A 22,692-nucleotide genomic window follows, 5' to 3' on the forward strand; every position below is an offset into this window, starting at 1 on the left:
GGTCGGCCAGGTAGCCGCCGATCGTGTTGCCCAGCACGTTGCCGAGCCCGGCCGCGCCGAGCACCAGGCCGGCGGCGGCCGGGGGGATGTCGCGGCCGGTCAGGAACAGCACCATGAAGACCGGCAGGAAGTTGCCGAGTCGTTCCAGAGCACCCGGCCGGACGTGAAGTGGAAGATGCGCGGAGGCGCAGGTCGTCGCGTTCCGACCGGGTTCGCGATCAGTGTTCACGCGGAGTACATCGATCGGCACTCGGGCCCGGCTTGGATGTGATCTCGGGATTTCGCGACACCCGAGGGGTGTCCCTCTGGACCGACGGTGAGGTCAGATGCCTGTCCGCGTTTTCCGACGACCGGGACGGAGGGTCAGGGTCCTGGCGGCCCTCCTGGTGACCCTCTCGATGCTGCTCCAAGTGGGCTTCCAGCCCGCCGCGAAGGCGGCGACCACCAGCACCACCCTCGATTTCGCCATTCCCCGCGGCTACGACCGCGCGGAACTGGAGGCGGTGGTGGCCGAGTACAACGGGCGCAACGACCTGCTCAGCGACACCATCAAGGAGGAGTTCGACGGTCATCGGGGTGACTTCCCACAGATCCAGGCCGATGACTGGGTCGACTTCGACGGTGAGTTCACGGTGACGAGCACCGGGTTGTCCGTCACCGTCGAATCCGACGAGGTGCGGACCAACATCACGTGGACGAAGATCCTCATCGGTGTGGCGGCCTTCAGCATAGGGATGGTCCTGCGCGTGACCTGCCTGCTGACCCTCAACTCCATGGGGCTGCTGGCCGTGTCGAAACCGGTCTGCGGCTTCATCTGGGGATTCATCGGAACGGTGCTCTACAACCTGATATCGGACTATGTGGACGGTGTGCCGCTGGACTGGCCGCACATCCAGGACGCCGTGGCGATCGGCGTGGTGGGCGGCATCTTCACCGCCGCGTGGGAACTGGGAATCGGCAACTATTTCAACACGCGCACCTGGGGCGAACTCGGAACGGACGTCGTCGATCTGCTCAACCAGGCCGCGAACAAGATCCAGGGCTGGTGGGGCGCACTCGCCGGCAAGATGAGGCAGTTCGGCGGGTGGCTCAACGGCAAGTTCTCCTCCCTCGCGGACGCCATCAGGAACTACGCCAGGGACAAAGGCCTGATCCGGGGCACCACCGACCTGCGGGTGCTCCCCCTGGGTGACTCCATCACCTATGGCGAGGGCGGCAGCGACCTGGACGGCGTCGGCTACCGGGGCCCGCTGTGGAGCGAACTCGACGATGACACGAGCAACCTCGACTTCGTCGGCTCCCTCGACTCCGGGGAGGGCCGCATCCCCGACACCGACCACGAAGGTCACCGGGGCTGGCGGATCGCCCAGATCGCCGCGGTCGCGACCGACTGCGCGATCGGCCGCTACGCGCCCAACGTCGTCATCCTGAACGCCGGCACCAATGACCTGGACAAGAACGAGGACATCGCCGGCGCCCCCGGCCGCCTCCAGGACACGGTCGAGCGGATCACCGACATGTCCCCGCTGACCACGGTCATCGTCTCGGGCCTCGTCGGCTCACTGGACAGCACGGTCAACGATCGGATGACGGTCTACAACAGGTTCCTCCAGACCATCGTGGGCACGCTGCGCCTTCAGGGCCGGCGGGTCCAGTTCGTCGATCCCAGCAGCATCGGCCTGACCAGGAGCGACTTCTTCGACCGGCTGCATCCCAACGACTCCGGCTACCGCAAGATGGCCAACGCGTACCACAACGCGATCAAGACCGCGATGCGGGCCGGCGAGATCACGCGCACGCCGCCGGGCAACGGGAACGTCTGCGCTCCCGACTCCGCGAGCCCGACGGCGGGCAACCCGGCGAACGCCGTCATGACCGGCTGGGACCGGTTCGAGGGATGGGGCGGCATGATCGCCGCCGGCGTTCCGGGCGGTACCCGTGAGGGGTTGCGGTTCGCCGACCTGGACGGTGACGGCCGCGACGACTACCTGATGGCCGATTCGCAGGGCCGGGTCAGCGCCTGGGCCAACGCCCTGCCCTCGCCCAGGTGGGCCGAAATGGGCGAGGTCGCCGCCGGCGTCCCGGGCGGTACCCGTGAGGGGTTGCGGTTCGCCGACCTGGACGGTGACGGCCGCGACGACTACCTGATGATCGACTCGCAGGGCGGCGTACGGGCCTGGGGCAACGTCCTGCCGTCCAAGAGGTGGACCGAATGGGGCGAGGTCGCCGCCGGCGTCCCGGGCGCCACCCGCGAGGAGGTCCGGTTCGCCGACATCGACGGCGACGGCACCGACGACTACCTCCTGGTGAGCCCGCAGGGCCAGGTGCGCGCCTGGCTCAACAACCTGCCCAGCAAGACCTGGACCGAATGGGGCGTCGTCGCCCCGGGCTTCGGTGTGAGCCGTGACGAGGTGCGCTTCGCCGACATCGACGGGGACGGCCGGGACGACTACCTGGCCGTGAACGCGCAGGGCCGGGTGCGGGCCTGGCTCAACACCATCGGCCAGTCCGGCGGTCAGTCGTGGTTCTCCCTGGGCGAGATCGCCTCCGGCGTCGGGATGTCGCGCGCCGACGTCGAGTTCGCCGACGTTGACGGCGACGGCAGCGCCGACTACCTGGCGGCGAACGGCTCCGCGCAGGTTTGGGCGTGGCTGGGCGCCCGGTTCGCCGGGGCCGGACGCTGGAGCCCCCAGGGCACGATCGCCGCGGGCGTGCCCGGCGCGACCCTGGCGGACCTGCGCTTCGCCGACCTGAACGGTGACCGCAGGACCGACTACCTGCTGGTCGATCCGCAGGGCCGGGTCCAAGCCTGGATCAACGACCTGCCGTCGCCGCGCTGGATCGAATGGGGCCAGGTGGCCGCCGGCGTGGCCGGCGGGACCCGCGAGGAGGTGCGGTTCGCCGACCTGAACTGCGACGGCCGCGACGACTACCTCCTCGTCGACCCGCAGGGCCGGGTGCGCGGCTGGCTCAACGTCCTGCCCGGCAAGACGTGGACCGACTGGGGCCAGGTGGCCGCAGGGGTGAGTGGCGGGACGCGGGACAACCTGCGGTTCGCCGACGTCGACGGCGACGGCTGCGACGACTACCTGATGGTCGGCCCGCAGGGCCAGGTGCACGCCTGGAGCAACAGGCTGCCCAGCAAGACCTGGGCCGACCTGGGAGAGATCGCCGCCGGCATCGGCCTGCACAACTCGACGATCACCTTCGCCGACATCGACGGCGACGGCCGCGACGACTACCTGTCGGTCAGCGACCGGGGCCGGATCTGGGGCTGGCGCAACACCGGCGGCTCGACCTGGCCGCTCCAGGGTGAGATCACCACGGGCCTCCGGGCGCCGTCCCGCGACCAGGTCTTTCTCGGCGATGTCAACGGCGACCGCCGCCTGGACTATCTGCTCTCCACGTCGACCGGCGCGGTGACGGCCTGGCTCGGCAGCGGGCAGGTGCGCAAGACCTGACGCCGGCACGGGGCACCCGCTGGACGCCGCGCACGGGCGGCGGCTCCAGCGGGTCACGGCGTGGGGGCGCCGCCTTTCCACCTCGTCTCCCGGTCCTCCTCCGCCGTGCGCGAGCCCCTGGCCGTAGAGCAGCCGGACAGGAGCGGGAAACGGCCTTACTCCAATGACCCGGCGAAGCAGGACAATTGCACGCGGTGTGATGGCTTGGTTACGGTTTGGCCGCGATGGTGGCGACATCCCCGACCGGCGGCGCGGCCTTCTGTAGCCTGAGGAACGGAATCGACGTGGAGGCGGCGCAATGCTTGGGAAGACCGTCGTCAGGCTGCTAGTTGCCCTGGCGCTGCTCACTCCGGTCCTCGTCGTGGCCGATGTGGTCACCTCATCACCGGGAATCTCCTGGACCTAGCTCGTGCCTGAGGGCCTGCCGGGGGGTGGGCCCCCAGGCCCTCTCTCTCCTGAGGTGGCCGCATTGCGGGAACTGCCGTGGCCTGCCAAGGTCTACTTCCTGGTGCTCGTCGGGAGCGCCGGTCTCCTGCTCACGCACAGCGTCATGACGCCCGGCGTGCTGTCCGTGATCGACGGCTCGCGGCTCCTGGTCCTGGCCCTGCTGTTCCTGCTCTGCGAGTCCGTGCCCACGCTGCTCAGCGTGCCCCACGTCGCGGTGTCGGTCAGCTACTCCGCCGCGCTGGCCGCCGTGGTCCTGGTCGGCCCCACCGGCGCCGCGCTGGTCGGCCTGACGGCCGTCCTGAGCGTGCGTCCCGGCCTCGCGCTCGTCAAACGCCTGTTCAACGGCGCGCAGTACGTGCTCTGCGGCTACGCCGCCGGCTGGGCGTACGAGCGCACGGGCGGGGCCGGAGCCGTGGGCCTGCCGCAGGTCTCCGACTTCCCCGGCATCCTCGTGCCGTACGGCGCCGCAACGGCCGCCTTCGTGGCGGCCAACTTCGTCCTGACCGCGATCATGCTCCAGCTCGCGTCGATCGTCGGCAGGCACCAGGTGTCGCTGCGGTCGATGGTGCAGTTCCTGAGCTCCTACGTCGGCTTCGCCACGTTCGGTCTGCTGATCGCCGCGCTGTGGTCGACCGTCCAGTCGATCTCGACGGTCCTGGTGCTGCTGCCGCTGTTCGTGGCCCGGTGGGCCTTCGGCCACTACCACGCCGAGCAGCGCTCGTACGACGCGACCATCGCCGCCCTGTGCCAGGCCGTGGAGACCAAGGACTACTACACCCGCGGCCACTGCACCCGCGTCTCGGCGGCCTCGTCGATGATCGCCGAGGAGATCGGGATGGGCAGCGAGCGGCTGCGCGCCATCCGGTACGCCGGAATGCTGCACGACGTCGGCAAGCTGGGTGTGCCCACCAAGGTGCTGCAGAAGGAGGGCCGTCTCACCGAGGAGGAGTACGCGGCGATCCAGCTGCATCCCATGCGCGGGCTGGAGATCGTCCGGGGCATCGACTTCCTGGACGAGGCGTTCGCCGGGATCATGCACCACCACGAGCGGCACGACGGCAAGGGCTACCCGATGGGCCTGGCGGGGCCGGAGATCCCGGAGTTCGCCCGGATCATCGCGGTGGCGGACGCCTTCGACTCCATGACGTCGGACCGTTCCTACCGCAAGGCGAAGTCCATCGACGTCGCGGTGGCCGAGCTGCGCAAGAACTCCGGCACGCAGTTCGACCCCGTCATGGTGAGCACGTTCATCAAGGCGCTCGACCGGGACGGATGGCACCTGGCGCAGCCCGTGCCCGCCCCGCCGGACGACGTGGCCGCCGAGACGACGATGAAGGACCACGACGACCCCACGACGCCGATCCAGGTGGTGTCCGAGCGGTGAGGGAGCGGCGACTGGCGGCGGTGGGGCCGTCGCACGGCCTGGACTCGGGGCAGCTGCTGCTCATCTGCGCCGCCATGATGCTGACCGTCGCGGGCATCGCGCACACCGCGGCCGTCGGCCTGCGGGACCCGCGTGTGGCCATCGGGTTCGGCGCGCTCATCGCCGCCGGGGAGCTGGCCCGGCTGACGATGCCGGGCAACCGGGAGGTCGCGCCGGTCTCCACCGCGGCCGCGCTCGGATACGCGCTGCTGCTCGACGTCGGCGGCAGGGAGGCGGAGCACCCGGCCCTCCAGGTCGTCGCCGTGATGTCCGTCGGCATGATCGCGGGAGGGCTGCCGCACCTCGCGGTCGGCCGCCCGCCGCGGCTCGACGCCATGGCCAGGCGGCTGCTCGCCGGCTCCCTCCTGGCCTTCGCCTACCGCCCGCTGGCGCACCGTCTCCACGAGCTGGCCCGCGCCCCCGAGTCGCCCTCCTCGTACGGGCCCGCCCCGCAGGACAACTGGTGGCCGGCGCTGGGCGTGATGGCCGTCCTCGTCGCGGTCATGCTCGTGGCCGACGTCGTCATCGCCGCCATGCTCCGGTCCGAGCAGGTGCGGACGGCGTTCGGCGTCGCCGTAAGGGACGAGATCCGGATGGCGGTGCCGCTGGGCGCCGCGGTGGCCGCGTCGGGGATCCTGCTCGCCCTGGCCTCGCACAGCATGGACATGACGGCACTGCCTGCGTTCGCGGCGCCCCTGCTCGTCACCCAGCTGGCGTTCCGCAAGTACGCCGGGATCCGGGCGACGTACCTGCAGACCGTGCGGGCGCTGAGCAGGGTCACCGAGGTCGGCGGGTACGTCGAGCCGGGGCACTCCCGCCGGGTCAGCCAGCTCTCCCTCGCCGTTGGCCGGGAGCTCGGCATGGCGGAGCCGCAGCTGCTGGAGCTGGAGTACGCCGCGCTCATGCACGACATCGGCCAGCTCTCGCTGCGCGATCCCATCCCGGGCGGCGCCACCGTGCTGGCCGACCCCGCGCAGGCGAAGCGGATCGCCGAGCTCGGCGCCGAGGTGATCAGGAAGACGGGTGTGCTCGACGGCGTGGCCGAGGTCGTGCGTCGGCAGTGCGAGCCGGTCGGCGACTCGCCGCCACTCGCCAGCAGGATCATCAAGGCCGCCAACGCGTACGACGATCTGGTGGGCGGCTCCACGGACAGGGACAGGGCGGCCGCCGCCCTGGAGCGTCTGCGGCTCGACGGGGGCGCGGCCTACGACCCGGTGGTGGTGGAGGCGATGGCGCGGGTCGTGGACCGGCTCGTCGTGGTCACCCGGTTGTAGCAGACATCCCAATGGAAAATGCTCCGCCGCAGGACACGGGAGAGCCGCCTTGTGGCGACCCTACAGTTCGGCCCTTCGGGTTCAGTCGGAAACGGGCGGAGGTCCGGAGGGGAGATCACCTTAGAGTTGGCTGCGTGCTCGACTCAGTTCTCGTCGCCAACCGTGGTGAAATCGCCCGTCGGATCATCCGTACGGTCAAGGGCATGGGCCTGCGCGCGATCGCGGTCCACTCCGAGGCGGACACGGACCTGCCGTTCGTGACCGAGGCCGACGAGGCCGTGCTGCTCGGCCCGGCGGCCCCGGCGCAGAGCTACCTCGACGTGGCCAAGGTCGTCGGGGCGGCCGCCGCGACCGGCGCGCGCGCCGTGCATCCCGGGTACGGATTCCTGGCGGAGAACGCCGCGTTCGCCCGGGCGGTGCGCGATGCCGGGCTGGTCTGGATCGGTCCCGGCCCCGAGGCCATCGACCGCATGGGCGACAAGATCAACGCGCGGAACCTGATGGAGGCGGCCGGCGTCCCCGTGGCCGCCGGGACCAGGGAGCCGGTGACCGATCTCCAGCAGGCCGTACGCGCCGCGGAGAAGATCGGCTACCCCGTCATGGTGAAGACGGCCGGAGGCGGCGGCGGCATCGGCATGGGCGTGGCCCGCGACGAGGGCTCGCTGGCCAAGGCGTACGAGCAGGCCGCCCGCGCGGCCGCCCGGTTCGGCGGGGGAGCCGGCGCCGAGGGCCCCGCCATCCTGCTGGAGCGCTTCGTCGAGCGGGCCAGGCACGTCGAGGTGCAGATCCTCGGCCTCGCCGACGGCACCGTCCTGGCGCTGGGCGAGCGGGACTGCTCCGTCCAGCGGCGGCACCAGAAGGTCGTCGAGGAGAGCCCGTCGCCGGGCCTCACGCCCGAGCTGCGCGAGCGCATGCTCGCCGCCGCCGTACGGGCCGGAGAGGCCGTGGGCTATCAGGGGGCCGGCACGGTGGAGTGCCTCGTGGACGCCGACGCGCAGGAGTTCGTGTTCCTGGAGATGAACACCCGCCTCCAGGTGGAGCACCCCGTGACCGAGCTGGTCACCGGGCTCGACCTGGTGGAGCACCAGATCCGCATCGCGGCCGGCGAGGTCTACCCGGTCGACGTCCGGCCGAGCGGGCACGCGATCGAGATGCGGGTGTACGCCGAGGATCCCCGGCGCTTCCTCCCGGGACCTGGAAAGATCGACGTGTGGGAGGAGCCGGTGGGCGAGGGGGTGCGGGTGGATTCCGGATACGTCGCGGGAAACGTCGTCACGCCGTTCTACGATCCGCTCATGGCCAAGCTCTGCGTCCACGGTGACAGCCGCGAGGAGGCGCTCGCGCGGGCGCGTGCGGCGGTCGCGGCGTTCCGCGTCGAGGGGCCGAAGAACAACCTGCCGTTCTGCGCCGAGCTGCTGGACCACCCCGAGTTCGTGAGCGGGGACTACGACACCGGGCTCGTCTCACGCATGAGACGCGTCTGATCCGCTTGATCCGAGTGATGGGAGTGCCGGATGGCCGAGGTACACGCCGAGATGGTGGCGAACGTGTGGAAGGTCATCGTGGGTGAGGGCGACATCGTCGAGGAGGGCGACACGCTGGTCATCCTGGAGTCGATGAAGATGGAGATCCCCGTCCTCGCCGAGGACGCCGGAACGGTGGCCCGGCTGAAGGTGGCCGAGGGCGACGTCGTCCAGGAGGGCGACCTCATCGCCGTCATCGAGTAGGACGTCGTCGAATAGGGCGTCATCCGGCGGAACGTCATCGAGTAGGACGTCGACGGGTGGGACCAGGTCACAGCTGGGACAGGAACCTCTCGCGGTCGACGACCACCCGCTCGATCGAGCCCGTGGCGACGAGCGCCCCGGTCTTGTCGACGGCCGTGAAGGAGAAGACGAGCCGCCTGCCGTCCACCTCGGTCAGCTCGGCGGCGACCTTCACGTGCATGCCGACGGGGCTGGGCAGCCGGTGCTCCAGCTGGACCCGGGTGCCGACGGAGGTCTGGCCGGGCTCCAGGTGCCGCTCGACCGCCTTCACGGTCGTGGCCTCCGCGATCGACAGCAGCCTGGGCGTGCCCAGGACCGGCACGTCGCCGCTGCCCACCTGGATCGCGGTGTCCGAGCGCTCCACCATGACCAGGACGTCGGCGCGCAGACCGGGAGCGAGAGTCATGCGCGCCAGCCTATTGGCTCGCCGGGCGGCCCCGCCGCTCCGCACACGTACGCCGGTCTGCGGTTAGGGTGAGGGACCGTGGACCTCTACTGCGACCACTGCGGCGGGCCCGCCGGCGAGGGCGATCACCTGGCCTGCGGCGCCGCCCGGGCGATGGAGCCGCCGCGTTACTGCCCCCGCTGCCGCCGCCGGATGGTGGTCCAGGTCACTCCGCGCGGTTGGTCCGCCCGTTGCTCGGAGCACGGCAGTACGGGCGGATAACCGGTAGGCTCGGCATCTGACCCCCGCTCCGGGAGCCGTCTCCCTTCAGGCTCCTGTGACCTTGTCGTTATCTTCCCGCGACACCAACCTGCTTGGTTGGACTACTTCGGGGGACAGTGTGACTTAGGGGGTACGGGGCGCGATGGTGGCGCAAGGGACGACCTTGGCTGGGCGCTACCGGCTGGAGGCGCGGATCGGCGCCGGGGGCATGGGCGAGGTCTGGCGGGGCGAGGACGTGGTCCTCGCGCGTACCGTCGCCGTGAAGGTGCTGCTGCCCGGGCGTCTCGACGATCCGGGATTCGCCGTGCGCTTCCAGGGCGAGGCCCGCGCGATGGCCACCGTCAACCACCCGGGTGTCGTCGACGTGTACGACTACGGCGTCACGGAGGTGCCCGGCGACGGGCCGACGGCCTACCTGGTGATGCGGTTCGTCGACGGCGAGCCCCTCGACCGGCTGCTGGCCCGGCTCGGCCGGATCGGCGGCGAGCCGGCGATGGAGCTCATCGCGCAGGCCGCGTCGGCGCTCCAGGCGGTGCACGACCGGGGCATCGTGCACCGCGACGTGAAGCCCGGCAACCTGCTGGTCCGTTCGGACGGCACGCTGGTGCTCACCGACTTCGGCATCGCCAGGGCGGACGTCAACAGCCGGCTGACGGACGCGGGCATGGTGCTCGGCACGGCGGCGTACTGCGCGCCCGAGCAGGCCGAGGGCGCTCCGGTCACCCCTGCCGTCGACATCTACGCGCTGGGCGTCGTGGCCTACGAGTGCCTCGCCGGGCGGCGGCCCTTCGACGGCGACACCCCCGTCACGATCGCGCTGAAGCACATCCGGGAGGAGCCGCCGCCCCTCCCGCCCGACGTTCCCCCGCGCATCCGGGCGGTCGTCGAACGGGCGATGGCGAAGGACCCGGCGCACCGGTGGCCGTCCGCCGCCGCGATGAGCCAGGCCGCCCGTCAGTCCGTGCTTCCGGCGAGCGGCTCCCTCGACACGGCCGCCGAGGCCGCACACGGCCGTCACGGCATGGTGGCCGCACTGGATCTGGGGTCGGCCTCGACGCAGGCCGGTCCGGCCTACCCGCAGCCCGGGCCCGAGCAGGGTGGGCCCACGACGAGGGGACACACCTACCGCGTCACGCGGGACACGTGGAACGACGGTTCCGCCGCCGCCACGACCGCCGCAGGGCCGTCGCAACCGGGGTCACGCGTGTCGCGCCGCGCGGCGGAGGCGCAGGGGACGCGCAAACGCAGGACCGGGCCGGTCGTCGCCGCAGTGGCCGGGGTCGCGGTGGTCGCCGGGCTGGCGCTCGCCGCTCTCAACTCCTGGGCCTCCGCAGGGCCGGGGGAGCAGGGGCCCTCCCCGGCGCCGTCGCTGACGATACTCAGTCCCTCGCCGAGCCCGACGCCGTCGAAGACTCGACGGACCCACACGCCCTCGGCCAGCCCCTCGCGCACCGTCTCACGCTCGCCGTCGCCGAGCCAGTCGTCCAGCCCCTCGCCGAGCGCCTCCCCCTCCCGGTCGCCGTCCCGTTCGCCCTCGCCGTCCCCGAGCGACACGAGCGGCATGATCAAGGTGCCGTCGGTCAAGGGGCTCACGGAGAGCGTGGCCAAGGTGAGGCTGACGAAGGCGGGATTCAAGCCGGGTGTGACGTACACGGGCGCCGGCAACTGCTTCGGACTGGTCGTCAACCAGGTCCCGGCCGCGGGCACGCCCAAGCCGGACGGCTCGACGGTCAAGATCGCCGTGCAGAGGAAGGCGTGTGCGTCGCCGTCGCCGAGCCCCTCGCCCAGCCCGTCCCCGAGCGGATGAACGCCGGCCGGAGCCCCGCGTGCGGGGCTCCGGCGTCGTCACACGCCTGAGGTGTTGCGGGGGTAGGCCACCTGCGGGTCGGTCGCGATGTTCACCATGTACGGCACGCCGGAGTCGAACGCCCGCCGCAGCGCCGGGCCGATCTCGTCCGGCGAGGTGACCAGCTCGCCGCCTCCGCCGAGTGCGGTGACGACCTGGTCGTACCGGCACTGCGGCTGAAGGTCGGCGGCCACGTCGTAGCCGTACAGCATCTGCATGGGGTGCTTCTCCAGGCCCCACATGCCGTTGTTGCCGCAGACCATGACGACCGGCAGCCGGTGCCTCACCAGGGTGTCGACGTCCATCAGCGAGAAGCCCGCGGCGCCGTCCCCGAGCAGGAGCACGACCTGCGACGACGGCCGGGCGAGCCGGGCGGCGATGGAGTAGCCGAGCCCGGTGCCGAGGCAGCCGTACGGCCCGGGGTCGAGCCAGTTGCCCGGCCTGCGCGCCTCGACGTACTTGCCGGCGTAGGACACGAAGTCGCCCCCGTCGCCGATGACGACCGCGTCGTCGGCCAGGAGCCGGCCGAGCTCGCCGTAGATCCGCATCGGGTGGATCGGGTCGGAGGCCGCCTCAAGCAGCGGGGCGTCCGCCGCGACCGCCGCCGCCGCCTCCTCGGCGAGGGTCGCCGTCCACGAGGCGTACGCCTTGGGGTTCACGCCCGCCGTCGTGCACGCCGCGTTCAGCCCCCAGAAGATGAGGGACAGGTCGCCGGCCGCCGACTGGGCGAGGCCGGTGTGCGTCGCGAGCTGCGACGGGGCATCCACGATGTGCACGACCTTGGCGAGCGGCGCGCCGTCCTTTGCGCCGAACCAGCCGTAGCCGAGCCGGAAGTCCAGCGGCGTGCCGACCACGATGACGAGGTCGGCCTGGCCGAACGCGACACCCCTGGCCCGGCTGACCAGCAGTTCGTGCCCCGCAGGGAGGATGCCGCGGCCCTGGCCGTTCGGGATGACGGGCAGGCGCCACTCCTCGATGAAGTCGCGGGCGGACTCCTCGGCGCGCTCCATCCAGACGTCGGAGCCCAGCACCAGCAGCGGCCGCTCGGCCTGCGCGATCAGCGCCGCGATCGCGGCCAGCGCGTCAGGGTCGGGCTCGAACGGGGACGGCGCCAGCGTCTCCGACTCGTACTCCTCCGACGCGCCGAAAAGGTCGTCCATGTAGACGTCGAGGAAGACCGGGCCCCGATGGGGGGCCAGGGCCGTCCGGAAGGCCATCTCGACGTCCTGCCCGATGGAGTCGGCTCCCGAGCCGGTGAAGGCGAGTTTGGTGATCGGTTCGAGCAGCGGCGGATGGTCCATCTCCTGGAGCGCCCCCGAGCCCCATCGAGAGCGCGGCGCACGCCCGCCGAGGACGACGAGCGGGGAGCCGTTGAAGTGCGCCGTCGCGATCCCGGAGACGCCGTTGGTGATGCCGGGGCCCGCCGTCAGCACCGCGAGGCCGGGTTTACGCGTCAGCCGGGCGGTCGCCTCGGCGGCGAAGACCGCGCTCTGCTCGTGGCGCACGTCGAGGATGCGCATGCTCTGATGGACGGCCCCGTCGTACAGCGGGAAGACGTGCCCGCCGGAAAGGGTGAACATCGTGTCGACGCCGTAGGCCTGGGAAACGGCGACCGCTATGTCGCCAGCGTGCTTGGGGGACTCCATGCCGGGAACCTACCAGTCAGTCACTTAGCCGGACAGAAGAGCTGTTGGTCCGGCAGAACCTGCCCTCAAATCCGGCCTGTAACACTCCCGGCGGCAGATCAGGCCAGCGTACGGGCCGTACGCCGAGCCCGGAGGCGGGCACAGCGGCGGGCTCGGCGGCGGGCTCGGCGGCGGGCACAGCGGCAAGCACAGCGGCGCCGGGTCGCGGCCGGAGCCGGCGCCGTGTGCCTTCGTGAGGCGTCGCGCTGAGTGAGAGGGGCGTCGCGCCGGGTCAGAGGGTCTGGGAGAGGGCCTTGATCGGCATACGGAGGTCGGTGAGCAGTTCGAGGTCCTGTTCCGGGGCCCGGCCCAGCGTGGTCAGGTAGTTGCCCACGATGATCGCGTTGATGCCGCCGAGCATGCCCTCCCTCGTGCCGAGGTCGCCGAGGGTGAGCTCACGCCCTCCGGCGTACCGCAGGATCGTGCGCGGCAGGGCCAGGCGGAACGTGGCGATCGTCTTCAGCGCCTCCGCCCCCTCCAGCAGCGGATAGCCGGCGAACGGCGTGCCGGGCCGGGGGTTGAGGAAGTTGAGCGGGACCTCGTCCGGCTCCAGCTCGCCGAGCTGCGCGGCGAACTCGGCGCGCTGCTCCAGCGTCTCGCCCATGCCGATGATGCCGCCGCAGCACAGCTCCATCCCGGCCGCGCGCACCATCTGGCAGGTGTCCCAGCGCTCCTCCCAGCTGTGCGTCGTCACGACGTGGGAGAAGTGCGAACGGGCGGTCTCCAGGTTGTGGTTGTAGCGGTGGACGCCCATCTCCGCCAGCTCGTCCACCTGGGCCTGGGTCAGCATGCCCAGCGAGCACGCCACGTTGATGTCGACGGCCTCGCGGATGGCCTTCACACCCTCGCGCACCTGGTCCATCAGCCGCCGGTCGGGCCCGCGTACGGCCGCGACGATGCAGAACTCGGTGGCACCGGTCGTGGCCGTCTCCACCGCCGCCCGCACCAGCGACGGGATGTCCAGCCAGGCGGCTCGGACGGGGGAGGAGAACTGGCCGGACTGGGAGCAGAAGTGGCAGTCCTCCGGGCAGCCGCCGGTCTTGAGGGAGACGATGCCCTCCACCTCGACTTCGGGGCCGCACCACTTCATCCGGACCTCATGTGCGAGGGCGAGCAGCTCCGGCAGGCGGTCGTCGGGCAGCGTCAGGCATTCCAGGGCCTGAGCGGCGTCGAGGCCTCTGCCCTCGTCCAGAACCTGGACGCGGGCGATCTCCACGATGTCTGTTGTCACTGGACGCTCCGGGGTCTCGGTCACAACGGAAGCTTAAAGGCCGAGCGGAATCCGGCAGGATCGAACACTCCACCCAGGGCCGGGGCGAGACAGGCCCGCGCCACCCTGGCGAAGGCGACGCGGCCGAGGCTGCCCGCGCCTTCGGGAAGCGCTCCGGAAAGCGGCCGGGCGGCCAGCATCTCCAGGTCCGCGACGTTGCTGCGCTCGGCCAGGCCCGGCTCGGCCGGCCACGACCCGATCACCACGCCGGCGAGGTCGAGCCCCCGCCCCGCCATCGCCTCCAGCGTCAGCGCCGTGTGATTGAGCGTCCCGAGGCCCGCACGCACCACCACGAGGAGGGGGGCGCCCAGGCTCCGCGCCAGGTCCGCGATCGTGCCGCCGTCCTCGTCGTAGCGGACCAGCAGGCCGCCCGCCCCCTCGACGACGACCAGCCGGTGGGAGGCGGCCACCTCGCGGATCCGCGCGGCGGCCGAGTCGAGCGACAGCGGCGGCAGCCCGGACGTCCGGGCGGCGGCGGCCGGTGAGAGCGGGTCGGGATAGCGGGCCGGCTCGAAGGTCGTCGTCACCCCCGACAGCCGGATCACGTCGTCGAGGTCGCCGGGCTCGCCGGCCGCGACTCCGGTCTGCGCGGGCTTCACCACCGCGACCGCCGCCCCGCGCTCCCGGGCCAGTGCGGCCAGTGCGGCCGTCACGACGGTCTTTCCGACACCGGTGTCGGTCCCGGTCACCACGAGAATGCTCATCCCCAGCAGCGTAGGGCGTGGCGGCGCGGGGGAGGCGCGGAGGGGAGCGCCGGGGCGGCGGCGTCGTGGTGCGGCGGGCGGCGCCGGGGTGCGAGAGCCGTACGGTCAGGGCCTGCGCAGGCGGGTGACGAACTTGTAGCGGTCGCCCCGGTAGAGCGACTGGGCGTACTCGACGGGGTTGCCGTCGGCGTCGAAGGCGTGGCGGGTCAGCAGCAGCATGGGCAGCCCGACGTCGACGCCGAGGACCTGCGCGTCGTACGGCGTGGCGAGCACGGTCTCTATGACCTCCTCGGCGTCGGTCAGCCGCACGTTGTACGCGTTGTGCAGCGTCTCGTAGAGCGAGGCGTGGACCTCCATCTCGCGTTTGAGGCGGGGGAAGCGGCGGGCCGACAGATGGGTGGTGTCGATCGACATGGGTTCGCCGTTGGCCAGGCGGAGGCGGTGGATCCGCAGAACGCGCCCGCCGGGGTTGACGGCCAGCCGGCGTCCCAGGGTCTCGTCGGCCGTGATGTAGCTGATGTCCAGGATCTTGGTGTCCGGCTCAAGGCCGACCGTGCGCAGGTCCCCGGTGTACGAGGTGAGCTGGAGCACCTGGGCGACCTTGGGCTGGGCCACGAACGTGCCCTTGCCCTGGATCCGCAGCAGCCGGCCCTCGACGACGAGCTCGGACAGCGCCTGCCGGACGGTCGTCCTGGAGGTCTCGAAGCGCACCGCGAGCGTCCGCTCGGGCGGCAGCGCGCTGCCGGCCGGCAGGCTCTTGGTGAGCTCGAGCAGGCTCCGCTTCACGTCGTAGTACTTCGGAACCCGGAGTGGGTCGTCGCTGCGGTCCGTCACCTGTCCACCTTCAACTCGGCCACGGCGGTGAGCGCGCCCCTGACCACCGCGAGATCATCCGACCTCAGATCGGCCCGCGCGGTCAACCTGAGGCAGGACCGCCCGGGCGGCACCGAGGGTGGGCGGAAGCATCCCACGCGCACCCCGTGCTCCGCACACACGGCCGCGGCGTCCAGCGCGAGCCGGGGCGGGCCGAGCACGACCGGCACCACGGCCGCCGCCGGGGCGGGCGGCTCGAAGCCGAGCTCTCCCACCATGGCGGCCAGCGCCGCCGCGTTGGACCGAGCGCGTCGGGGCAGGTCAGAGGTGGTTTCCAGGATCTCGACCGCGGCCAGCGCGGCGGCGGCCGAGCCGGGGGCGAGCCCGGTGTCGAAGATGAACGACCTGCCGGTGTCGACCAAGGCGCCGACCACCTCGGGCGCGCCCAGCACCGCGCCGCCCTGGGTGCCGAGCGACTTGGACAGCGTGACGGTTCTCACAACGCCGGGATGCCCCGCGAGCCCCGCCGCGTGGACCGCGCCCCTGCCCTGATCGCCGACGACGCCCAGCGCGTGCGCCTCGTCGACCACGAGCAGAGCGCCGTGCCGTACGGCCGCCTCGTGCAGCTCGCGCAGCGGCGCGAGGTCGCCGTCGACGGAGAACACCGCGTCGGTGACCACGAGGGCCTGCTCCTCGCTCCGCTCGGCGAGGACCTTGGCGACCGCCTCGGCGTCCCGGTGGGGCGTCACGACGACACGCGAGCGCGACAGGCGGCAGGCGTCGACGATGGAGGCGTGGTTGCCGGCGTCGGACACCACCAGGCCGCCCCTGCCCAGCGCGGCGACCGCGGCGAGGTTGGCCAGGTAGCCGGAGGAGAACACCAGCGCGCCGGCGGCGCCGGTGAAGGCGGCGAGCCGCTCCTCCAGCTCCGTGTGGAGCCGGGTCGTCCCGGTCACCAGGCGTGACCCGGTGGACCCCGTGCCCCATTCCCTGGTGGCCCGCACCGCGGCCTCGATCAGCCGCTCGTCCCTGGAAAGCCCCAGGTAGTCGTTGGACGCCAGGTCGAGCAGGCCGTCATGGTCGGGGGAGCGCGGGCGCAGCGCCCGCCGGAGGCCGGCCGCCTCCCGCTCGGCGGCAGCCGCGCGCAATCTGTCGATCGGCCCTGTCATGGAGTGCATCTTGCCAGGTGGACACGGCGAATTCGGCGTGGGGAAAGGTCGATTCGCGTTAGAGGCGGCCCGCGGCGCATCATGCTCACGTGCCGACTCTCAGCGACCTGGTGTCACGTCACACCGCGCTCGACTCCGCGGACCTCGACTGGATCCACTCCCTGGTCTCCGACTGGCAGCTCCTCGCGGACCTGTCGTTCGCCGACCTGATCCTCTGGGTCCCCGACCAGGGCGGCACCGGATGGGTGGCGGTGGCGCAGATGCGCCCGACGACCGGCCCCACGGTGTACCACGACGACGTCGTCGGCATGGTCGTCGCCCGGCGGGACCGGCCGTTGATCGACATCGCGTGGACGGAGCACCGCATCTGCCGTGAGGGCGACCCCGACTGGTCCAGCGGGGTGCCGGTGCGGGAGGAGACCATCCCGGTACGGCGCGGCATGGGCGGCCATTTCATCGGGGTGATCCAGCGCTCCACCAACCTGTCGTCGGCCCGCACGCCGTCCCGGCTGGAGCTGACCTACCTGCAGAGCGCCTCCGACCTCGCCCAGATGGTGGCCGAGGGCCGGTTCCCGTTCCCCGAGGCGGAGCCGATACTCGTACGGTCACCCCGGGTGGGTGACGGGCTGCTGCGGCTCGACAAGGCCGGCCGGGTCACCTACGCCTCCCCGAACGCCCTGTCGGCGTACCGGAGGCTGGGGCTGCACGCCGACCTGGTGGGGGCCGATCTCGGCACGACGACCGCCGACCTGTGCTACTCGGACGAGCCGATCAACGAGGATCTGATGCTGGTCGCCAGCGGCCGGGCGCCGCGCGAGACCGAGGTGGAGAACGGCGGGACGGTCGTGCAGCTGCGGGCGATCCCGCTGATCGTCGGCGGCGGGCGGATCGGCGCCCTGGTGCTCATCCGCGACGTCACCGAGCTGCGGCGCCGGGAGCGTGAGCTGCTGACCAAGGACGCGACGATCAGGGAGATCCATCACCGGGTCAAGAACAATCTGCAGACCGTGGCCGCGCTGCTGCGGCTCCAGGCTCGGCGGCTGAACAACCCGGAGGGGCAGGAGGCGCTCAGCGAGGCGGTCCGGCGAGTCGGCTCCATCGCGATCGTCCACGAGATCCTGGCCCAGATGCCGGAGGAGATGGTGCAGTTCGACGACATCGCGGACCGTGTCATCGCGATGACCGCCGAGGTGTCGGTGGCCCACGTCATGCCGAAACGGATCGGCAGCTTCGGAGTGCTTCCCGCCGCGGTGGCCACCCCCATCGCGATGGTGCTCACCGAACTCCTGCAGAACGCCGTGGAGCACGGCTTCTCGCACAGCTCGGGCAACGTGCAGGTCCTCGTGTCGCGCGACACGGACCGGCTGGCGGTCGTCGTGGCGGACGACGGCAAGGGGCTGCCCCCCGGATTCGATCTGGAGGCGACCGGTAGCCTTGGACTGCAGATCGTCCGCACGCTGGTGGAGGGCGAGCTGTCAGGAAGGCTGAAGGTCTCCGGGAGAGAAGGTGGGGGCACCGAGGTCAGCGTCAGCATCCCCGTGGCTCAGACGTAGCTCCGGCATCCCCGGGCATTTCGGTGAATGCCGTTTATATCCGGCATTCACCGGTTCGGTGAAATGGGGGTCGGTGCCAGAGATGGGGGGTTCACGCGGGGTTCAGACACCCGCACGGGCACGGGCACGAGCGGTGCGGCGCTTGAGTGCGCGGCGTTCGTCCTCGCTGAGCCCGCCCCAGACGCCCGCGTCCTGACCGGACTCAAGGGCCCACTTGAGGCACGAGTCGGCCACCGTGCACCGGCGGCAGACCTGCTTGGCCTCTTCGATCTGCATCAGTGCCGGACCAGTGTTCCCGATCGGGAAGAACAGCTCGGGGTCCACGTCACGGCAGGCAGCGCGGTGGCGCCAGTCCATGCGTTCCACTCCTTCGTAAAGTGGAGCCTCGGCGGCTCCGCGGCGTAAACTTTGTGAAGTCTTTCACTAGCTACTGCGAAGGCTTGCCCGGCTCCATGGTGTGGGGACCGGGCTGTCCAAGTGATCGTCGGGGTATCCGTACGGCGGTGTTGGCCTCCGTAAAGGTCCTACGTTCCGACGTCGTAGTCAGCTTTTCAGCCGTACCAACAGCACACAAGAGGTTTGGGACAAGGTTTTGCCCGTCCTGGCTGTCGGATACGTCACACTATGACTACATGTAACAACCTAGACCAGGACTTGTAATGCGTCGGGGATAGAGCGGAAAACAATCCATTCATGTTCACCCAGGTAGTCGCCGTCGAGCTGGAAGGCGACCGGCCGCGCGGCCTCCAGGGTGAAATCAGCCTCGTCATGCAGCTGGACGAGGTGTCTCCCCTTCGGCAGTCCACGGCGCTCCCCGAGCATCTGCCGTACAAGGGCCAAGATTGTCGCGAGGTTCATCTTCCGCAGTCCGAGCAGGTCGATCCCCGTGCCGAAGCCGGCCCAGGGGGTCGGGTTGACCGGACGCGCCCCGACGTACGTCCACGGCGCCGTGTTGGACACGATCGCCATGAAGATCCCTTCTTCGTCTGGCCGGTGCGGACGCCTCAGGCGGATGGCGGGGCGGCGGCGGTCGGTCATGAAGAAGTGCCGCACCGCCGTCATGACGTACAGGGTCGGCAGCGCGCGGTACCCCGCGCTCCGCAGGCCCTCCACGGCCCGGACGACTTCCGCGTCGTATCCGAGGCCAGCGCAAAATGTGAAATATCGAGACCTTTGATGGTCGAAGTCGGCCTGTGCCCCCATATCGGGGCCTGAAACCTCGTCGTGCCAGATCGCCTGGCCCAGTCCGATCGTCCGGCGCCGACCCTCGCGCAGCGCCTCCAGGACGGCGCCCGTCGCCTCGACGGAGTTGTTGGGCAGGCCGAGGGCCCGGGCGAAGACGTTCGCGCTGCCCCCGGGGATCACGATCAGCGCGGGCCGCTCGGCCGCCGGCCGGTCGGGCTCCGCGTCGAGCAGGCCGTTCACGGTCTCGTTGATCGTCCCGTCGCCGCCGAGGACCGCCACCGCGTCGAATCCCTTGGCGTGGGCGGTGGCGGCGAGCACGGACGCGTGCCCGCGGTAGGCGGTCTCCTCGACGGACAGGTCCACGGCGGCGCTCAGGGCCCGGATCAGCACGTCGCGCGTCCGATCGTGCGTCGTGGTGGCCTTCGGGTTGACGAGGAGGAGAGCCCGCATGCCTGAAGGTTAACGAACCCTTTACCGCTCCCGCCGGGCGACGCCTGCGCTCGGGGGCGAGGTTCGCTGCGAGTAGGGTGTGGCGGTGTGATCAGCACTTCCGCCGGCCGGCCGGCCACGCTGACGGTGGCCGCGGCCGTCGTGGCCGTCGAGGGCCTGCTCGCCGTCGCCCTGGGCGGCTACGCCGTCGTGCAGACGATGGTCGACCAGGCCGCCGACCTGGTGACCGCGCTCGCCGAGGCCGGATTCGCCGTGCTCGCAGGCGCCGCCCTGCTCTGGGTGGCCTGGGGCCTGTGGCGGGTCCTGCGATGGAGCCGGGGCCCGGCCGTGGTGACGCAGATCTTCGCGATTCCGGTGGCGATCACGCTGATCCAGGCCGGGCAGTACGGCTACGGTGTGCCTGTCGTCGCGGCGGCGGCCGTCGCGCTGGTGGCCCTGCTCGCTCCGCCGTCCACCAAGGCCCTCATGGGTGAGGACGACTCACCCGGACGCCGCTGACCTGCTCTCAGTCCTCGGCGGTGAGGCCCTCGCGGAGCTGGGCGAGCGTGCGGGCCAGCAGCCGGGACACATGCATCTGGGAGATCCCCAGCTCGGTCGCGATCTGCGACTGCGTCATGTTGCCGAAGAAGCGCAGCAGCAGGATCCGCTTCTCGCGCGGAGGCAGGCGCTCCAGCAGCGGTTTGAGCGACTCCCGGTACTCGACGCCTTCGAGGGACTCGTCCACGATGCCGAGCGAGTCGGAGACCGCGGGCGCGTCGTCGTCACCCGAGTCGGGGGCGTCGAGGGAGACGGTCGAGTAGGCGTTCGCCGACTCCAGGCCCTCCAGCACCTCCTCCTCGGTCATGCCCAGGTGGACGGCGAGCTCCGCGACCGTGGGAGCGCGGCTCTCCCGCTGCGACAGCTCGCTGATCGCCTTGGTGAGCGAGAGCTTGAGCTCCTGCAGCCGGCGCGGCACGCGGACGGCCCAGCCCTTGTCGCGGAAGTGCCGCTTGATCTCGCCGACGATGGTCGGGGTGGCGTACGTGGAGAACTCCACGCCGCGCCCGAGGTCGAACCGGTCGATGGACTTGATCAGCCCGATGGTGGCCACCTGCGTGAGGTCGTCGAGCCACTCGCCGCGGTTGCGGAACCGCCGCGCGAGGTACTCCACCAGCGGGAGATGGAGCTCGACCAGCTCGTCGCGGATGCGCTGACGCCGCGGGTCGTCTGCCGGCAGCTCCGCGAGCTCCCCGAAGAGCGTGCGTGCCCGCACGCGGTCGGGCACCGCGGAGTCGCCGGAGGCCATGGCACTCGTCCTCTCGGTCACGCCGGCCTCGCGGTGCTTCGCCGCTTGCGCAGCACGATGGCCATGTGATCGGCGTGATCGGACAGGGCGTCCACGTCGTCCGCCAGTGCCGTCAGCACCATCCAGGCGAAGTCCTCCCGGTTGGGAGCGGTGACGCCCAGCGTGCTGACCTCGACGCGGATCGTCATCTCCTGGCCGGTCAGCTCGAACTCCGCGAGAAGGTCGGTGCCGGGCACCGCGTGCCGCAGGAGCATGGCGCACGCCTCGTCCACCGCGATCCGGAGATCCTCGATCTGGTCGAGGGTGAAGTCGAGCCGCGCGGCGAGCCCCGCGGTCGCCGTCCGCAGCACGGAGAGATAGGCGCTCACGGCGGGCAGCCGGACACTTACAGCATCACGAATCCCGGTCAGATCCACCGCAGGCGTCTCGGTTTCCTCGGTCACGTTCCTCCTCGCCCCTTACGAGCCGGCTGAGTGCCGCTGACTGCAACCTACCGCCAGTCGCCCCCCGTTGCTCCGCCCGGACGCGCCGATTGTGGTGATCCTTGGGGGTAACTCCACGTAAATTCCACCCCCATTGCCCGGCCGTCCGGAAAGGCCGCTCGCAGGCGTCCTCTCTCCTATCTTCCACCCTTCCCGCGGGGGGCGCGGAGCGCCTCCCGGGGAGAGCGGGAGAACTCCCGAAACGATCCGGCCCCGCGCGGTCCACAGACCGTGCGGGGCCGGATCGGGAGGCTCAGGCGGCCTTGGTCTCCCAGAAGATCTTGGAGATCTCGTCGATCTTCGCGAGGAGCTCGTCGGCCTGCGAGGGGTCGATCGTGCCCTTGGCCCCGGCGGCGCCGGCGAGCTTGGTGGCGTCCCAGAAGAGCTGGTGAAGCTGGGGGTACTGCTCCAGGTGCGGCGGCTTGAAGTAGTCGGTCCACAGCACCCACAGGTGGTGCTTGACCAGCTCGGCCCGCTGCTCCTTGATGATGAGCGCCCGGGTCCGGAAGACCGGGTCCTCGTTGTCGGCGTACTTCTTCATGATCGCCTTGACGGACTCGGCCTCGATGCGGGCCTGTGCCGGGTCGTAGATCCCGCACGGGAGGTCGCAGTGGGCGGACGCCTCGTGCCGGGGTCGCAGCAGTCGTGCGAGCATCGGAATCCTTCCTTAGGAATGCTGGTTACAGCAAGGTCCAGGACCGACCTTACTCGCCTGCGATACCTATACGTGGAGGGGGATGTGCTCACGTCCGTGTCCGTGTCGGGCGACTCGATGCTGCCGGTCCTCCGTCCCGGCGACTGGCTGCTCGTACGGCGGAACGCGATCGTCCGGCCCGGCGACCTGGTGGTGGCGCGGCGCCCGCACGGCCTGATCGTCAAGCGTGCCTTCCGGCCCTCGGCGGAGGGCTGGTGGCTGGAGAGCGACAACCAGTCGGCCCCCGGGCGGCAGGACAGCTGGGATTTCGGCGCCGTTCCCGAGACCGACATCGTCGGCCGGGTGGTCCTCCGCTACTGGCCCCGGGTCTCGTTCCGGTTCCCTCCCGCCCCGGATCGCGCCTCCTGACCGGCCGGGGGTGATCGTACGTCTCCGCTGGTCAGGGTGAAAGGTTCAGCACGTCCGGTGGTCATCGGCCTGTGAGCGGGCGTGCGGCGGCCGGGCCCCCGGGAAAGCTTGACTCCATCGATCGGCGCCGCTGACGCTTACGGCGGCGG

General features: G+C 71.1%; 20 protein-coding genes. 9 read left to right on the forward strand and 11 right to left on the reverse strand.

All coding sequences use genetic code 11. The features are described from left to right. The first annotated feature begins 326 nt into the window (after nt 1-326). The 5 genes from AB0B72_RS26030 to AB0B72_RS26050 all read left to right on the forward strand — a co-directional run bounded on the left by AB0B72_RS26030 (nt 327) and on the right by AB0B72_RS26050 (nt 8,332). Nucleotides 327-3,461, forward strand: coding sequence for an FG-GAP-like repeat-containing protein (locus tag AB0B72_RS26030; protein WP_367741566.1), 3,135 nt, complete (start codon nt 327-329; stop codon nt 3,459-3,461). Between the two features lie 460 nt (nt 3,462-3,921). Beyond that, the gene (locus tag AB0B72_RS26035; protein ID WP_367741567.1) at nt 3,922-5,292 is read left to right on the forward strand and encodes an HD-GYP domain-containing protein; all 1,371 of its coding nucleotides are present in this window, start codon (nt 3,922-3,924) and stop codon (nt 5,290-5,292) included. After that, the gene (locus AB0B72_RS26040) at nt 5,289-6,605 is read left to right on the forward strand and encodes an HD-GYP domain-containing protein (RefSeq protein ID WP_367741568.1); all 1,317 of its coding nucleotides are present in this window, start codon (nt 5,289-5,291) and stop codon (nt 6,603-6,605) included. Before AB0B72_RS26035 ends, AB0B72_RS26040 begins: the two co-directional genes overlap by 4 nt. Nucleotides 6,606-6,739: 134 nt before the next feature. Next, nucleotides 6,740-8,089 carry an acetyl/propionyl/methylcrotonyl-CoA carboxylase subunit alpha gene (locus tag AB0B72_RS26045; RefSeq protein ID WP_367741569.1) on the forward strand — a complete coding sequence of 450 codons (1,350 nt, stop codon included), beginning with the start codon at nt 6,740-6,742 and terminating at the stop codon, nt 8,087-8,089. A 30-nt stretch (nt 8,090-8,119) separates the two neighbouring features. Beyond that, nucleotides 8,120-8,332 (forward strand): biotin/lipoyl-binding carrier protein, encoded by a 213-nt coding sequence (locus AB0B72_RS26050; protein WP_367741570.1) that lies wholly within the window; start codon nt 8,120-8,122, stop codon nt 8,330-8,332. Between the two features lie 67 nt (nt 8,333-8,399). Here AB0B72_RS26050 and AB0B72_RS26055 read toward each other — a convergent pair whose 3' ends face one another. Further along, nucleotides 8,400-8,777: a thioesterase family protein gene (locus AB0B72_RS26055; protein ID WP_367741572.1), complete on the reverse strand. Its 378-nt coding sequence runs from the start codon at nt 8,775-8,777 to the stop codon at nt 8,400-8,402. Nucleotides 8,778-9,201: 424 nt separating this feature from the next. Between AB0B72_RS26055 and AB0B72_RS26060 the strand changes: the two genes are divergently transcribed. Further along, nucleotides 9,202-10,845: a serine/threonine-protein kinase gene (locus AB0B72_RS26060; protein ID WP_367741573.1), complete on the forward strand. Its 1,644-nt coding sequence runs from the start codon at nt 9,202-9,204 to the stop codon at nt 10,843-10,845. A gap of 38 nt (nt 10,846-10,883) precedes the next feature. On the opposite strand, the gene AB0B72_RS26065 is transcribed toward AB0B72_RS26060, so the two are convergent. The 5 genes from AB0B72_RS26065 to AB0B72_RS26085 form a co-directional block, all read right to left on the reverse strand. Beyond that, a complete protein-coding gene (locus AB0B72_RS26065) occupies nt 10,884-12,530 on the reverse strand; it encodes an acetolactate synthase (protein WP_367741574.1) in 1,647 nt (548 codons plus the stop codon). A gap of 271 nt (nt 12,531-12,801) precedes the next feature. Beyond that, a complete protein-coding gene (bioB, locus tag AB0B72_RS26070) occupies nt 12,802-13,800 on the reverse strand; it encodes a biotin synthase BioB (protein ID WP_367741575.1) in 999 nt (332 codons plus the stop codon). A gap of 20 nt (nt 13,801-13,820) precedes the next feature. Then, nucleotides 13,821-14,543, reverse strand: a complete 723-nt coding sequence (bioD, locus tag AB0B72_RS26075) for a dethiobiotin synthase (protein ID WP_367741576.1) — start codon at nt 14,541-14,543, stop codon at nt 13,821-13,823. A gap of 105 nt (nt 14,544-14,648) precedes the next feature. Continuing rightward, nucleotides 14,649-15,377: a GntR family transcriptional regulator gene (locus tag AB0B72_RS26080; protein ID WP_367741578.1), complete on the reverse strand. Its 729-nt coding sequence runs from the start codon at nt 15,375-15,377 to the stop codon at nt 14,649-14,651. Further along, nucleotides 15,374-16,525, reverse strand: coding sequence for an 8-amino-7-oxononanoate synthase (locus AB0B72_RS26085; protein ID WP_367741579.1), 1,152 nt, complete (start codon nt 16,523-16,525; stop codon nt 15,374-15,376). Before AB0B72_RS26085 ends, AB0B72_RS26080 begins: the two co-directional genes overlap by 4 nt. 89 nt (nt 16,526-16,614) lie before the next feature. Between AB0B72_RS26085 and AB0B72_RS26090 the strand changes: the two genes are divergently transcribed. After that, nucleotides 16,615-18,078, forward strand: coding sequence for a histidine kinase N-terminal domain-containing protein (locus tag AB0B72_RS26090; RefSeq protein WP_367741580.1), 1,464 nt, complete (start codon nt 16,615-16,617; stop codon nt 18,076-18,078). Between the two features lie 102 nt (nt 18,079-18,180). On the opposite strand, the gene AB0B72_RS26095 is transcribed toward AB0B72_RS26090, so the two are convergent. Further along, the gene (locus tag AB0B72_RS26095; RefSeq protein WP_367741581.1) at nt 18,181-18,435 is read right to left on the reverse strand and encodes a WhiB family transcriptional regulator; all 255 of its coding nucleotides are present in this window, start codon (nt 18,433-18,435) and stop codon (nt 18,181-18,183) included. A 285-nt stretch (nt 18,436-18,720) separates the two neighbouring features. Further along, nucleotides 18,721-19,713: a diacylglycerol kinase family protein gene (locus tag AB0B72_RS26100; RefSeq protein ID WP_367741582.1), complete on the reverse strand. Its 993-nt coding sequence runs from the start codon at nt 19,711-19,713 to the stop codon at nt 18,721-18,723. 87 nt (nt 19,714-19,800) lie between these two features. On the opposite strand from AB0B72_RS26100, the gene AB0B72_RS26105 reads away from it, so the two are divergent. Then, entirely contained in the window at nt 19,801-20,211 is a 411-nt protein-coding gene (locus AB0B72_RS26105) for a hypothetical protein (RefSeq protein WP_367741585.1), read from the forward strand. Between the two features lie 7 nt (nt 20,212-20,218). On the opposite strand, the gene AB0B72_RS26110 is transcribed toward AB0B72_RS26105, so the two are convergent. From AB0B72_RS26110 to sodN, 3 genes are all read right to left on the reverse strand, one after another. Further along, nucleotides 20,219-20,998, reverse strand: a complete 780-nt coding sequence (locus AB0B72_RS26110; RefSeq protein WP_367741586.1) for an RNA polymerase sigma factor SigF — start codon at nt 20,996-20,998, stop codon at nt 20,219-20,221. A 17-nt stretch (nt 20,999-21,015) separates the two neighbouring features. Then, complete coding sequence (locus AB0B72_RS26115) at nt 21,016-21,441, reverse strand: ATP-binding protein (RefSeq protein WP_367741587.1); 426 nt, start codon at nt 21,439-21,441, stop codon at nt 21,016-21,018. A 292-nt stretch (nt 21,442-21,733) separates the two neighbouring features. Then, complete coding sequence (gene sodN, locus AB0B72_RS26120; protein WP_367741589.1) at nt 21,734-22,135, reverse strand: superoxide dismutase, Ni; 402 nt, start codon at nt 22,133-22,135, stop codon at nt 21,734-21,736. A gap of 84 nt (nt 22,136-22,219) precedes the next feature. On the opposite strand from sodN, the gene AB0B72_RS26125 reads away from it, so the two are divergent. After that, nucleotides 22,220-22,543 carry a helix-turn-helix transcriptional regulator gene (locus AB0B72_RS26125; RefSeq protein ID WP_367741590.1) on the forward strand — a complete coding sequence of 108 codons (324 nt, stop codon included), beginning with the start codon at nt 22,220-22,222 and terminating at the stop codon, nt 22,541-22,543. The last annotated feature ends 149 nt before the right edge of the window (nt 22,544-22,692 follow it).

It is taken from the genome of Microbispora sp. NPDC049125, from assembly GCF_040802045.1.
Taxonomy (GTDB): Bacteria; Actinomycetota; Actinomycetes; order Streptosporangiales; family Streptosporangiaceae; genus Microbispora.